Here is a 13,352-nt window from a genome sequence, read left to right on the forward strand (position 1 = left end):
CTTCTGATCACGTGAGGAATGTAATGGACGAGAACAAGAAGCGCGCTTTGTCGGCTGCACTGGGCCAGATCGAGAAGCAGTTTGGCAAGGGCGCAGTGATGCGTATGGGCGATCATGATCGTCAGGCGATTCCAGCCATTTCCACCGGCTCCCTGGGCCTTGACATCGCGCTGGGTATTGGCGGTTTGCCGAAAGGTCGAATCGTCGAAATCTACGGCCCTGAATCCTCGGGTAAAACCACGCTGACTCTTTCGGTGATTGCCGAAGCGCAGCGCATGGGTGCTACCTGTGCGTTCGTCGATGCTGAGCATGCGCTGGACCCGGATTACGCTGGCAAGCTGGGCGTCAATGTCGATGACTTGCTTGTTTCGCAGCCAGACACCGGCGAGCAGGCGCTGGAAATCACCGACATGCTGGTGCGCTCCAACGCTGTTGACGTGATCATCGTCGACTCCGTGGCCGCACTGGTACCCAAGGCTGAAATCGAAGGTGAGATGGGCGACATGCACGTCGGCCTGCAGGCTCGTCTTATGTCTCAGGCGCTGCGCAAGATCACCGGCAACATCAAGAACGCCAACTGCTTGGTGATTTTCATCAACCAGATCCGCATGAAGATCGGCGTGATGTTCGGCAGCCCGGAAACCACTACCGGTGGTAACGCGCTGAAGTTCTATGCCTCGGTGCGCCTCGACATCCGCCGTACCGGCGCGGTGAAGGAAGGTGACGAGGTAGTCGGCAGCGAAACTCGCGTCAAAGTGGTGAAGAACAAAGTAGCACCGCCATTCCGTCAGGCCGAGTTCCAGATTCTCTACGGCAAGGGCATCTATCGCAATGGCGAGGTCATCGACCTGGGTGTGCAGCACGGTTTCGTCGAGAAAGCCGGTGCCTGGTACAGCTACCAGGGCAATAAGATCGGTCAGGGCAAAGCGAATGCCGCGAAGTACCTGGAAGATAATCCGGAAATAGGCCGTGCCATCGAAGGCCTGATCCGCGAGAAGCTGCTTGTCGTCAGCCCCTCGGTAAAAGCCAATTCGGGTGCTGAAGTCGTCGGCGCCGAAGTCGACCTCTGATTCCAGTTCGTGGCCGTGATTCTGGATAACGTGCAAGCGGTGCGCCATACCGCCATGGATCTACTGGCGCGCCGCGAACATGGGCGGATCGAGCTGTCGCGTAAACTGCGACAGCGCGGCGCCAGCGATGAGCATATCGAGGCTGCCCTCGATCGCTTGAGCGAAGAAGGGCTGCTCTGCGAAGCGCGTTATCTGGAAAGCTTCATCAGTTATCGGGCGCGCTCGGGCTTTGGCCCGCAGCGCATTCGTGACGATCTCTCCCAGCGCGGGCTTGCCCGTGCGGATATCGAACAGGCGCTGCGCGACAGCGGCATCGACTGGCGCGATGGCCTGCAGCAAACCTGGCAACGCAAGTTTGCCGGGCAGTTACCGTCCGATGCCCGGGAGCGGGCTAAACAGATGCGCTTTCTGGTTTACCGCGGATACCCAATGGATCTGGTCGGGCAACTGATGCGCGGTTCACTGGATGACGACTGACAACGCTCTCCATTGGCAGGCAGCGGTGCTCGGATTTCGCGTGGGAACCATCCAATTGCTCTTTTGAATACTCTAATTGGTGGGCTGAAGCCCACCCTACCTGTGCGCACCCGCTGCTGGGTGGGCCGGGCGGCGATCCGCTTCAGCCCACCAATTCATGCTCGCTACCGCCACTCTCTGGCGATTGCAGCGGAAAATTCGTCGAAAAGATGACGAACAGAAGGCTCTGAGCCTGCTTGCGCTCAGGCCAGCCAATTCCGGGGCAGGTTGATCACATCGAGCAATTCACGCAGCCGCCCGGCGCTACGACCGCTGAACGCGAACGCCAGTCTTGGCATATCGCGTAGTTGAGGCCCGTCCGTTTCTGCGCTACCACTGAGCTGCTGCTGGATATCGCCGTTTTTGCATAGATCGCTGAAGTGCAGGTTGAGGTGTTCGAGGGCTTGATCGGTCAGCGGGTGCTGCATGCGGATCACGAACTGATGTTTCAGCCAGCGACTGGAGTGGAAGTTGGCATAGAAACGGTCGATTGCCTCGGCTGCCTCATCGACGTCGTGAACCAGGTGCATCAGGTTCATGTCGCTAGCGAGGATGTAGCCGTTGCTGTCGAGGTTCTGCTGGATGTAGTCGAGCAATCCCTGCCAGAACGTGCCACCGGGCTCGTCGAGCAGAATCACCGGTACCAGGGGGCTTTTGCCTGTCTGGATCAGGGTGATGACTTCCAGTGCCTCGTCGAGGGTGCCGAAGCCGCCTGGGCAGAGCACCAGAGCGTCGGCTTCCTTGACAAAGAACAGTTTGCGTAGAAAGAAGAAGTGAAACGACAGCAAGTTGTCGCTGCCTTGCATGGTCGCGTTTGCCGATTGTTCGAAGGGCAGGGTGATATTGAAGCCCAGGCTGTTGTCACGGCCGGCACCCTCGTGCGCCGCGGCCATGATGCCGCCGCCTGCGCCGGTGATGATCATCAGGTCGTGGCGGGCCAGGGTCGCGCCCAGGTCTCTCGCCAGCGCGTAAACCGGGTGGCCGGGCTGGGTGCGGGCAGAGCCGAACACGGTGACCTTGCGGCGATGCCGGAAGCGCTCCAGCACACTAAAGGCACGCTCCATCTCGCGCAGGGTCTGCGACATGATCTTGGCGTCCCAGCGGTTGCGGTCGGCTTGGGCCATGCGTGCCACAGTGGCGAGCATCTCCCGGTACAGCGCGAGGTTGGGGCTATCCGCTGGCGTTATTTGGGCGGCCAGCTCATCGAGGCTGTCCGCCAACGCGGTGCCGGTGGTTTGCAGGTGACGGGAAAGATGGGCGTTCGCGTGATCATCCATTGCGCTTCTCCTTTTGCGTCAGCACCCTCTGGTCAACTGCGCCGGAGGGTTTCAAGCCGTCTCGTTGTGCGCTTGGCTTACAGCCGGCAATCGGCCTTGCCGAACCGTTCAGTTGTGACGGGGCGATTGCTCTGGATCTCACTGAACTCGTAACGCAGTACCGCACCGCTGGCCAGCAGCTTGCGGAAGCCCGGGTTGCTACACACGCTATTGGCTAACTGCGCACGTACGGTATCGGGGTTGCCACGCATCTGCGAGGCGTGCCCTGGGCGAACGCTCAGGTGATTGATCAATTCGTTGCCTTCGACCGTGTAGCCCTGATCGAGGATATCTTCGTTGATGGCGCGTGGTGTACCGACACTGCTTTCGCGCGCTACTTTTTCCAGCGTTTGCGTCAGCTCATAGCCTTTTAGCGAAGCAGCATGCGCCGTCGGAACGAGAAGGCTGACGAGTAGGGCGGAAAGGGCGAAACGCTGCATGACTGACTCCTGAAGACGGTAAGCGGTAATAGACCCGGCTCGTCTCTTTATGTTCGCTTTAAGAAAGCGTATCGACGGGCAAGGGATGGATGTTACCAAGCCCGGCTGTTGCTTGGAGATTAGCAGGGGCAATGGGGCATTTTTAACAACGCAATTGATAGACTACGCGCCCTTCGTTACGCGACTCCAGACGGCCATGTCCTTTTCTGTCTTCGATCCGATTTTCTCTGCCCGTCCGGGTGCACGCTCATGAGCCACGCTGTTGCCGTACTGCGCGCCGCACGCCTGGCGCGTAGCGTCAAACCGTTCCTGGCTAGAGGGTCGCGAGCCGAGCGCTGCCCGGACTGCCGGCTGGCGCGTACTCATTGCCTGTGTGCCTGGCGCCCGCAGGTATCGGCGAATGCCGGGGTGTGTCTGTTGATGCATGACGTCGAGGCGTTGAAGCCAAGCAACACCGGTTGGCTGATCGCCGATGTGGTCGCGGATACCTCGGCCTTCGGCTGGTCGCGTACCGAGGTCGATCCGCTGCTACCCGCGTTGCTGGGTGAACCCCAGTGGCAGCCTTACCTGGTATTTCCCGGCGAATATGCCGAGGCTGAGCGTGTAGTGACCTCCGTGGAGGTGGGCACGGGCAAGCGGCCACTATTCGTGATGCTCGACGCGACCTGGACACAGGCGCGCAAGATGTTTCGCAAGAGCCCTTACCTGGATCAATTGCCGGTGCTCAGTTTGCAACCTGAGGCGCTGTCACGGTATCGGCTGCGACGTTCCACGCGCGATGATCACCTCTGCACCGCTGAAGTCGCGGCGTTGTGCCTGGAACTGGCTGGCGATGATCAAGCCGCCGCTGCGTTGAATGCTTACTTCGACGTGTTCAGTGAGCATTACCTGGCTTCCAATGCGCCGCGCGCTGTGAACCTGGAAAGTGAGCTGCACCAGCGCCTCAAGGCCTATCTATAACAACCGCGGGTTTTCGCCACAGCTGCGCGAGTAGCATGCCGCCGAACATCAGGGCGCAGCCGAAATAGCCGCGTGCTGACAAGGATTCGCCCAGCAACAGGGCGCCGGCGATGGCTGCGAACACCGCTTCTAGGGAAAGGATGATCGCAGCGTGGGAAGCAATGGCGTGTTTTTGAGCCACCACTTGCAAGGTAAATCCCACCGCTACGCCGAATATGCCGCCGTAGAGAATCGCTGGCAGGGCCTGAACAATGTTGGCACTCGGCAAATCCTCGAAGACCAAGACCAAGACCAAGACCAAGACCAAGACCAAGACCAAGGCCAGCGCCAAGCTGATGAGTGCGCAGGTGACGAATTGCACCAGGGCCAGCAGCAGCGCATCGTGGCGTGTGGCGAAGACACCCACGAGCAGCACATGCACGCCCCAGACGAAGGCGCCAGCCAGCTGGAGCCAGTCACCGGAGGCGACCTGGAAGCCTTCACCAACGCTCAGCAGGAACATGCCGACTACCGCCAGCGAGGCGCCCAGCCAGATGCCCATTCCGGTCTTGTGGCCCAGCAGCAGGCCAAGCAGTGGCACCACGATCACGTACAAACCGGTGATAAAACCCGAGTTAGTGACGCTGGTGAATAACAGACCGACCTGCTGCAGGTTAATGCCCAATGCCAGCACAGCGCCCATCAAACTGCCGCCGAGCAGTAGCGGGCGGCTCAATGGCGAGGCAGGTTTTGTACCGTGCCGGCGTAGCAGCATGATGAGCGGCAACAGCACGATGATGGCCAGGGCAAAGCGTAGTCCGCTGTAGAGAAATGGACCTATGGCATCCATCCCCAGGCGCTGGGCGACAAATGACGAGCCCCAGATCATGGCAGTCAGCAACATTAGCAGGTCGGCGCGTAGCGCTTGGTTGGCCATCATCGGGCTCCTGGCAAGAAGGGCGCAGACTTAGCCGTAAAGCGCCGCGCTTGACCACCTTGTCCGCGCTGGGCATTCTGGCGGATGTCGTACGCCGCCGTTGGGCATGGAGTCCGCCGTACGTTCTGCCGATAAAAAGAACAGGATCTGCCATGGTCGCTTACGAAATCCTGATAGCTGATGATCACCCACTGTTTCGCAGCGCGCTGCAGCAGGCCCTGACAATGGGCCTCGGGGCTGGCGTGCGACTGGTTGAAGTGGCCAGTATCGCCGAGCTGGAAACTCGACTGACCGAGAAAACCGATTGGGATCTTGTGCTGCTCGATCTCAATATGCCCGGAGCCTACGGATTTTCCGGGCTGGTGTTGCTGCGTGGGCAATACCCGCAGATTCCCGTGGTGATGATTTCTGCCCAGGAAGAGGCCGCCGTCGTAGTGCGCGCTCGTGAGTTCGGTGCCAGTGGTTTTATCCCCAAGTCCAGCCCACTGGAAGTGATCCAGCAGGCTGTGCGCCAGGTGCTCGACGGTGAGGTTTGGTGGCCACCGCTGAGCGAGGAAGCCATTAGCCTGTCTGCCGAGGTGAAGGCCGCCAGTGCCGGCCTGGCCAGCCTTACACCGCAGCAGTTCCGCGTGTTGACCATGGTCTGCGAAGGGCTGCTGAACAAACAGATCGCCTATGAACTGAGCGTTTCCGAGGCCACTGTGAAAGCCCACGTCACCGCTATTTTTCGTAAGCTCGGCGTGCGTACGCGCACCCAGGCGGCACTGCTGCTGCAGCAGCTGGAGTCTGTGCCGGCCGCCTGATGGTGGCGTTTGGCAACCGAATAGACGGGATTTTTCTTGGGCTCTGGCGTAATCTGCCGGCCTTCTCCTGTCGCGGTTCGCTGTCTATGTCACCATTCAAAGGACAAACCGGGTTCAAGCGCGTCCTCAATGCTGCTGGTTATTCGCTGGATGGCCTGCGGGCCGCATTCGTCGGTGAAGCGGCGTTCCGCCAGTTGGTCTTGCTCAACGTCGTGTTGATCCCGCTGGCGCTGCTGCTCGATGTCAGCCGTGGCGAGCGCGCCTTGATGGTTGCCGTCTGCCTGTTGGCGCTGATCGTCGAATTGCTCAACTCTGCTGTTGAGGCAGCCATCGACCGTATTTCCCTCGACCTGCACCCCTTGTCCAAAACTGCCAAGGACATGGGCAGTGCCGCACAAATGGTCTCGTTGACGCTGATTGCCAGTGTCTGGGGCTTGATTCTGCTGGGCTAGCGCGCCTCGGCTAACGCACTTCGGGTAGCACGATCTCGTCACTACGGCGAATGCCTGCGGTCAGTGCCCGGCACATGTCCAGAAATTCGCGCATGGCGGCTGTCTGGTATTTCTGCCTATGCCAGATGAAATAGAACTGCCGGCGCAGATCCAGATCCGGTGTTTCCACGGCTACCAGGCTGCCGCGGCGGAATGCATCACGCAGTGCCAGGCGTGAGATGCAGCTGATACCCAGGCCGGACTCCACTGCGCGCTTGATCGCTTCGGTGTGTTCCAACTCCAGGCGAATGTTCAGGGCGTCGGAGTGGTGACGCATGGCTTGGTCAAATGTCAGGCGAGTGCCGGAACCCTGTTCGCGAAGAATCCAGGCCTCACTGCTCAGTTCTCTGATACTGGCGTGACCTCGCTGCGCGAGAGGATGCTGAGGAGCACAGAATACCACCAGCTCATCTTCCACCCAGCTCTGCACCTCGATATCCGGGTGATTGCAGTCGCCTTCGATTAGACCCAGGTCAATTTCGTAATGAGCCACCTGCTGTACGATATTGGCCGTGTTCTGTACGTGGAGTTTCACCTGGCTTTCGGGGTGCACCTTCATGAAACCGCCGATCAGCAGAGTGGCCAGGTAATTGCCGATGGTCAGGGTTGCGCCCACGGCCAGGGAGCCAAAGCCTGATTTGCCGTTGAGCAGATCCTCGATCTCTTTGGATTGATCCAATAATGCGACTGCCTGTGGCAGTAGCTGGCGCCCAAGGGCGTTTAGGCTCAGGCGCTTGCCGGCACGGTCGAATAACTGGCAGCTTGATTGCCGCTCCAGCTCGGTGATTGAGGTGCTGGCGGCCGATTGGGATAGGGCGAGGAGGGTAGCGGCTCTGGATACGCTCTCCTGCTGGGCGACGGCGACAAACACTTGAAGTTGACGAAGAGTAAATCGCATATCTATATAACCGATAACCTATATCTTGATAATTCATTTAACAGATATTGTGGGCGGGATTAGAATGCCGCGCAATTGCGCTTAAGAATCAGCGCGTCTGAAGTTTTTAGGAGCCCGTACATGAGCAACATGAACCACGAACGCGTTCTCAGTGTTCACCACTGGAATGACACGCTGTTCAGCTTCAAGTGTACCCGCGATCCGGGCCTGCGCTTCGAGAATGGCCAGTTCGTGATGATTGGTCTGCAGCAAGAAAGCGGCCGCCCGCTCATGCGCGCCTACTCCATTGCCAGCCCGAACTGGGAAGAGCATCTGGAGTTCTTCAGCATCAAGGTGCCAGACGGCCCGCTGACCTCGCAATTGCAGCACCTCAAGGAAGGTGACGAAGTCATCATCAGCAAAAAGCCCACCGGCACCCTGGTTCTCGATGACCTCAACCCGGGCAAGCATCTGTATCTGCTCAGCACCGGTACTGGCCTGGCGCCCTTCATGAGCGTGATTCAGGATCCGGAAACCTACGAGCGTTTCGAGAAAGTGATTCTGGTTCACGGTGTGCGCTACGTTAACGAAGTAGCTTACCGTGAGTTCATCACCGATCACCTGCCGCAGAACGAATTCTTCGGTGATGCGCTGAAGGAAAAACTGATCTATTACCCGACGGTGACCCGCGAGGCGTTCGAGAATCAGGGTCGTCTGACTGACCTGATGCGCAGCGGCAAACTGTTCGCGGACATCGGCCTGCCGCCGATCAACCCGCAGGACGACCGCGCGATGATCTGTGGCAGCCCGAGCATGCTTGACGAGACCAGCGAAGTACTCGACAGCTTCGGTCTGAAGATCTCCGCGCGTATGCGTGAGCCAGGTGATTATCTGATCGAACGCGCCTTCGTCGAGAAGTAAGCATCAGTGATGAAAAAACGGGAGCCTAGGCTCCCGTTTTTTATTCTCGCAACTAAATCCGCAAAAGGCGCGGCGGATTGGGAGCTTGCGAGCTAGAGCCATGCAAGGCGAAAACAAGCGAGAAAGCGGAGTGTACTTATGTACATGAGCATTTCGAGCTTGTTTTCAACGCAGCAGGGCCGACGCGCAGCTGCTCCCAGTTACTCTTCCATCTGCGACTGCAGGTAGTTCTGCAAGCCAACGGCCTTGATAAGGCTGAGTTGGGTTTCGAGCCAGTCGATATGCTCTTCCTCGGATTCGAGGATGTCTTCGAGCAGTTCACGGCTGGCGTAGTCGCCAACACTTTCGCAGTAGGCGATGGCTGCTTTCAGATCGATGTGCGCCTTGTGCTCGATCTTCAGGTCGCATTCGAGCATTTCCTGGGTGTTCTCGCCAATCAGGATCTTGCCCAGGTCTTGCAGATTCGGCAGACCTTCCAGGAACAGGATGCGTTTGATGAGCTTGTCCGCGTGTTTCATCTCGTCGATGGACTCGTGGTACTCGTGCTTGCCCAGCTTGGTCAGGCCCCAGTCTTCATACATGCGGGCGTGCAGAAAGTACTGGTTGATCGCGACCAACTCGTTGCCGAGGATCTTGTTCAAATGCTGGATAACTGTCTTGTCGCCTTTCATGGGAGAGCCCGTCCTGCCTGGAAATAGATAACCGATGGCGAATTCTGGGCTTGCTAAATACTGCTGTCAAACGTAAGTTATTGAAATATAAGTGAAAATAAATATAAATGAGAGTGTTTAAGTTGTGCGTCTTGGCGCTAACTCATTGAATTTTGGGCATAAAAAAACCGGATGCTAGATCCGGTTCTTGGAAAGCGCTTAATTTAGGCGGCAATAAAATTTCCTGGGTAAGCCATGGCTACCTGGCTTTGCTGTACTTCGCCCAATGTTTCGCGCACAACCTGCTTGGCGAGGCAGGCACATTTGCCGCACTGACTGGCAACGCCCAACGTTTCACGGACTTCACGGTAGCTGCAGCAACCTTCGTAGATTGCTTCGCGGATCTGACCGTCGGTGACACCTTCGCAGAGGCAGACGTACATAGGCTTGGCCCGTCGTTTGGCTGAGACTGATGGCGAAGGATACTAATGTTAATGAGAATGCGTGTCAAAGATAAACCGACTATTGATTGGCACAGTCGTGTAACTTTCGATGAGTGGTTGCTCGCTATTCGCTTTCCTGGCCTCTGGCCCGCTAAACAACGATCAAAAAAACCGGCTTATAAGCCGGTTTTTTCTGGTTAGGGCAGGGATCAATCGATCTGAGTGCACAGCCCTTCATCCAGGCCCAGCATGATGTTGAGGTTCTGCACCGCAGCACCCGAGGCGCCTTTACCCAGGTTATCGAGCTTGGCTACCAGCAGGGCCTGTTTGCCGCTGCTCGCACCGTACACCTGCAGCTCGGCGCGATTGCTGCCGTTCAGGCCGTGGGGGGTGATGAACGGCGCCGAGTCGGCAGGGATCTCGTTGTAGGGCAGAACCTGCACGAACTGCTCACCCTGGTAATAATCGCTCAGGGCTTTTTGCAGCTCTGCGCCGTTGCTGCTTTGCAGGGGGATCATCACCAGCATGCCCTGGTCGTAGCTGCCGACCGCTGGCTGGAAGATCGGGCGTGCGTTCAGGCCGCTCCAGTGCTGGATCTCCGGAATGTGCTTGTGATCGAAGCCCAGGCCGTAGGCCGCGTAGACCGGCGCACCTTCCTGCTCATAGCGTTCGACCATCTTGGTGCCGCCACCGGTGTAGCCGGATACGGCGTTGATGCACAGCTCGCGATCCGAGCCCAGCAGGCCCGCCTCGATGAGCGGGCGCAGCAGCAGGATGGCGCCCGTGGCGTAGCAGCCCGGGTTGCTCACGGCGGCGGCCTTGGCGATGGCTTCGCGTTGGCCCTTGGCCAGTTCGGCCATGCCGAAAACCCAGTCATTGGCAGTGCGGTGTGCAGAGCTGGCGTCGAGCACTCTGCAGCCGACTTCACGAGCTTGAGCAGCCGTTTCTTTAGCCGCATCGTCGGGCAGGCACAGCACGGTCACGTCGACCGAACGCATCAGCTCGAGCTTGGCCTCTACGTCACGACGTTTGTCGTGGTCGATGGTGACCACTTCGATCTGCGGGTGGTTGGCCAGCCGCTGACGAATCTGCAGGCCCGTGGTGCCGGCCTGTCCATCGATGAAGATCTGATATTTTTTCATGGCACTCACTCGTCGAAGTCTTCCCAGCCGCCCATTTCTTTCCAGCGATTGACGATGCCGCAAAACAGCTCGGCGGTCTTCTCGGTGTCATAGCGGGCGGAGTGGGCTTCACGGCCGTCGAACTCGATGCCGGCGGCCTGGCACGCCTTGGCCAGCACGGTCTGCCCGTAGGCGAGACCGGCGAGGCTGGCGGTGTCGAAGCTGGAGAAGGGGTGGAATGGATTGCGCTTGAGGTCACAGCGCGCGACCGCGGCATTGAGGAAGCCCAGGTCGAAGCTGCTGTTGTGGCCGACCAGAATGGCGCGCTTGCAGCCATTGGCCTTCAGGGATTTGCGCAGACCGCGGAAGATCTCGGTCAGCGCATGCTCTTCGCTTACCGCCATGCGCAGCGGGTGGTCTAGCTTGATGCCGGTGAAATCCAGCGCCGCCTGCTCGATATTGGCGCCTTCGAATGGCTCGACCCGGAAGAAATGCGTGTGATCGGGATACAGGAAGCCGCCTTCATCCATGGCAATGGTGGTCGCAGCGATTTCCAGCAGGGCGTCTGTAGCACTATTGAAACCACCGGTTTCAACATCCACCACTACCGGCAGGTAACCACGAAAACGCGCAGCCATGGGGTGACGCGGGCCGCTGCTGCTCGGTTGCTCCTGATCGTCTTCGTACAATTCTTCGCTCATTGACCAGCCTCCAGCAGACGCCAGCGCAGCGATTCGCCCGCGCGCAAGGGGATTACCGTCTGCTCGCCAAACGGCAGGCTGGCCGGTGCGTTCCACGACTCACGCACCAGGGTGATGGTGTCGGTGTTGCGCGGTAGAGCGTAGAAGTCCGGGCCGAAGTGGCTGGCGAAGGCTTCCAGTTTGTCCAGCGCGCCACGCTGCTCGAAGGCTTCGGCATACAGCTCGATGGCCGCATAAGCGGTGTAGCAACCGGCACAGCCACAGGCGTTTTCCTTGGCGTGCTTCGCGTGGGGCGCGGAGTCGGTGCCCAGGAAGAACTTCGGACTGCCGCTGGTGGCTGCATCGAGCAGCGCTTCCTGGTGCGTGTTGCGCTTGAGGATCGGCAGGCAATAGAAGTGCGGACGAATGCCGCCGACCAGCATGTGGTTACGGTTGTACAGCAGATGCTGCGGGGTGATGGTGGCACCGACGTTGGCCGGCGCCTCCTTGACGAACTGGGCAGCATCGCCGGTGGTGATGTGTTCGAACACTACTTTCAGCGTCGGGAAGCGTTCGACCAGACGGCGCATGTGCTCGTCGATGAAGGCCTTCTCGCGGTCGAAAACATCAACCTCGGCGCGGGTCACCTCGCCGTGCACCAGCAGCGGCATGCCGGTTTCCGCCAGGGCTTCCAGGGCGTCGGTGATGTTATCCAGGCTGGTAACGCCCGAGTCGGAGTTGGTGGTCGCCCCGGCCGGGTACATCTTCGCCGCGTAGACGATGCCGCTGGCCTTGGCTGCACGGATGTCGTCACCCGTGGTGCGATCGGTGAGATACAGCACCATCAACGGCTGGAACTGGCTGCCAGTTGGCCGCGCGTCGAGAATGCGCTGGCGATAGCCAGTAGCCTCGGCGGCGTTGCGCACCGGCGGCACCAGGTTGGGCATGATGATCGCGCGGGCGAAGGTACGGGCGACATCGGCGACGGTGTGCGGCAGTACCGCGCCGTCGCGCAGATGAATGTGCCAGTCGTCGGGACGCAGCAGGGTGATGCGGTCGGTCATTGAGGCTTCCAGGCGGGGGCGAAACATGCCCGGAATCCTACCGGAAAAGCCCGGCGGGGGCACGCCGCAGATAGACCATCGCACGGCTCAAGTTTTCTCCGCCGCCACCGATACCCACAGGGAACGTTATGTTTTCTTGTGGAGCTCGCTGTGCGCCAGCCTCTTTTCCTCATCGTCGGATTGCTCGCCGGCGCAGGCTTGAGTCTGCCTGTGGCCGCGATCAGCTTCCAGACTCGTCTGGAAAAGGTCGAATGGCAGGTGGCCGGCGACCAGTTCGAATGCCGGCTGACGCAACCGATCACTGATTTCGGTTCGGGCCAGTTTGTGCGCCGCGCGGGCGAACAGGCGACCTTCCGTCTGCAGCCCCGGGAGCGCTGGCTGGGCAGCGGCTCGGCAACGCTACTCGCAGCAGCGGCGCCATGGCAGCCGGGGCGTGGCGACATCAACCTCGGTGTGGTTAGCGTCGGCAGCGGCGAAGTGCCGTTCAACAGCAGCCAGGAGCAGGCTGGGCGTTTGCTGACCGGCTTGCTGGAAGGGCGCAGCCCGCTGGTGCGCCATCGCAGCCAGGTGGGTGGTGATCTCGAGGTGCGGATGCTGCCGGTACGCTTTCGCAAGGCTTACGACGATTATCTGAATTGCACGGCCAAGCTGTTACCGGTCAACTTCGACCAGGTGCGCAAGTCCACCGTCGGCTTCCCGGGCGGCGGGGCAGAGCTCGACCCCATGGCCAAGGCCAAGCTGGAAATCATCCTCGATTTCATGAAGGCCGACCCGACGGTCAATCGCATCGAGCTGGACGGTCACTCCGACAACAGCGGCAACCGGCTGACCAACCGCGACCTGTCGCGCCGCCGGGCGCTGGCGGTGATGGAGTACTTCAAGGCTCAGGGCATTCCCGAAGAGCGCATCGTCATGCGCTTTCACGGCGAGCGTTACCCGCTGGCGCCCAACACTACGGCCGCCAACCGGGAAAGGAACCGCAGGGTGTCCATAAGCCTGGACAAGGTGCCTGAAGCCCCCGCGCAGCCTGCCGAACAGGCCGCTCCACCGGTGCCTTCGACGCCAGCCGCCACCTCCTGATCCT

Annotated in this window: 16 protein-coding genes; 7 read left to right on the plus strand and 9 right to left on the minus strand. The window is 59.7% G+C overall.

Translation table 11 applies throughout. The features are described 5' to 3' along the window. The first annotated feature begins 23 nt into the window (after window positions 1-23). Both recA and recX read left to right on the plus strand, forming a co-directional pair. A complete protein-coding gene (recA, locus tag ACZ0AI_RS00485; RefSeq protein ID WP_463564081.1) occupies window positions 24-1,070 on the plus strand; it encodes a recombinase RecA in 1,047 nt (348 codons plus the stop codon). A gap of 9 nt (window positions 1,071-1,079) precedes the next feature. Further along, window positions 1,080-1,547 carry a recombination regulator RecX gene (gene recX, locus ACZ0AI_RS00490; protein ID WP_463564082.1) on the plus strand — a complete coding sequence of 156 codons (468 nt, stop codon included), beginning with the start codon at window positions 1,080-1,082 and terminating at the stop codon, window positions 1,545-1,547. A gap of 242 nt (window positions 1,548-1,789) precedes the next feature. On the opposite strand, the gene ACZ0AI_RS00495 is transcribed toward recX, so the two are convergent. Both ACZ0AI_RS00495 and ACZ0AI_RS00500 read right to left on the minus strand, forming a co-directional pair. Next, window positions 1,790-2,863, minus strand: a complete 1,074-nt coding sequence (locus ACZ0AI_RS00495; protein WP_463564083.1) for an LOG family protein — start codon at window positions 2,861-2,863, stop codon at window positions 1,790-1,792. A 77-nt stretch (window positions 2,864-2,940) separates the two neighbouring features. Beyond that, window positions 2,941-3,342, minus strand: coding sequence for a quorum-sensing-regulated virulence factor family protein (locus ACZ0AI_RS00500; RefSeq protein ID WP_463564084.1), 402 nt, complete (start codon window positions 3,340-3,342; stop codon window positions 2,941-2,943). A 249-nt stretch (window positions 3,343-3,591) separates the two neighbouring features. Here ACZ0AI_RS00500 and ACZ0AI_RS00505 point away from each other — a divergent pair, with 249 nt between their 5' ends. Continuing rightward, on the plus strand, window positions 3,592-4,302 hold the full coding sequence (locus ACZ0AI_RS00505; protein ID WP_463564085.1) for a tRNA-uridine aminocarboxypropyltransferase: 711 nt from the start codon (window positions 3,592-3,594) through the stop codon (window positions 4,300-4,302). On the opposite strand, the gene ACZ0AI_RS00510 is transcribed toward ACZ0AI_RS00505, so the two are convergent. Next, complete coding sequence (locus ACZ0AI_RS00510; protein WP_463566206.1) at window positions 4,286-5,218, minus strand: DMT family transporter; 933 nt, start codon at window positions 5,216-5,218, stop codon at window positions 4,286-4,288. The genes ACZ0AI_RS00505 and ACZ0AI_RS00510 overlap by 17 nt on opposite strands. 152 nt (window positions 5,219-5,370) lie before the next feature. Between ACZ0AI_RS00510 and erdR the strand changes: the two genes are divergently transcribed. After that, the gene (erdR, locus tag ACZ0AI_RS00515; RefSeq protein WP_463564086.1) at window positions 5,371-6,021 is read left to right on the plus strand and encodes a response regulator transcription factor ErdR; all 651 of its coding nucleotides are present in this window, start codon (window positions 5,371-5,373) and stop codon (window positions 6,019-6,021) included. An 80-nt stretch (window positions 6,022-6,101) separates the two neighbouring features. Continuing rightward, window positions 6,102-6,473 carry a diacylglycerol kinase gene (locus ACZ0AI_RS00520; protein WP_463566029.1) on the plus strand — a complete coding sequence of 124 codons (372 nt, stop codon included), beginning with the start codon at window positions 6,102-6,104 and terminating at the stop codon, window positions 6,471-6,473. Between the two features lie 10 nt (window positions 6,474-6,483). Here the strand turns inward: ACZ0AI_RS00520 and ACZ0AI_RS00525 are convergent, their stop codons facing one another. Beyond that, window positions 6,484-7,410, minus strand: coding sequence for a LysR family transcriptional regulator (locus tag ACZ0AI_RS00525; RefSeq protein ID WP_463564087.1), 927 nt, complete (start codon window positions 7,408-7,410; stop codon window positions 6,484-6,486). Window positions 7,411-7,530: 120 nt separating this feature from the next. On the opposite strand from ACZ0AI_RS00525, the gene fpr reads away from it, so the two are divergent. Then, the gene (gene fpr / locus ACZ0AI_RS00530; RefSeq protein WP_463564088.1) at window positions 7,531-8,310 is read left to right on the plus strand and encodes a ferredoxin-NADP reductase; all 780 of its coding nucleotides are present in this window, start codon (window positions 7,531-7,533) and stop codon (window positions 8,308-8,310) included. Between the two features lie 200 nt (window positions 8,311-8,510). On the opposite strand, the gene bfr is transcribed toward fpr, so the two are convergent. The 5 genes from bfr to pyrC form a co-directional block, all read right to left on the minus strand. Beyond that, window positions 8,511-8,981, minus strand: coding sequence for a bacterioferritin (gene bfr / locus ACZ0AI_RS00535; protein WP_225839401.1), 471 nt, complete (start codon window positions 8,979-8,981; stop codon window positions 8,511-8,513). A gap of 203 nt (window positions 8,982-9,184) precedes the next feature. Next, window positions 9,185-9,403 carry a bacterioferritin-associated ferredoxin gene (locus ACZ0AI_RS00540; protein ID WP_463564089.1) on the minus strand — a complete coding sequence of 73 codons (219 nt, stop codon included), beginning with the start codon at window positions 9,401-9,403 and terminating at the stop codon, window positions 9,185-9,187. Between the two features lie 209 nt (window positions 9,404-9,612). Continuing rightward, entirely contained in the window at window positions 9,613-10,545 is a 933-nt protein-coding gene (gene argC / locus ACZ0AI_RS00545; protein WP_463564090.1) for an N-acetyl-gamma-glutamyl-phosphate reductase, read from the minus strand. 5 nt (window positions 10,546-10,550) lie between these two features. Continuing rightward, window positions 10,551-11,225 (minus strand): ribonuclease T, encoded by a 675-nt coding sequence (gene rnt / locus ACZ0AI_RS00550; RefSeq protein ID WP_463564091.1) that lies wholly within the window; start codon window positions 11,223-11,225, stop codon window positions 10,551-10,553. Then, window positions 11,222-12,268, minus strand: coding sequence for a dihydroorotase (gene pyrC, locus ACZ0AI_RS00555; RefSeq protein ID WP_463566030.1), 1,047 nt, complete (start codon window positions 12,266-12,268; stop codon window positions 11,222-11,224). The genes rnt and pyrC overlap by 4 nt, the downstream gene beginning before the upstream one ends. Before the next feature lie 150 nt (window positions 12,269-12,418). Here pyrC and ACZ0AI_RS00560 point away from each other — a divergent pair, with 150 nt between their 5' ends. Next, entirely contained in the window at window positions 12,419-13,348 is a 930-nt protein-coding gene (locus tag ACZ0AI_RS00560) for a flagellar protein MotY (RefSeq protein ID WP_463564092.1), read from the plus strand. Window positions 13,349-13,352: the final 4 nt, after the last annotated feature.

It is taken from the genome of Pseudomonas sp. AC355 (assembly GCF_979258205.1).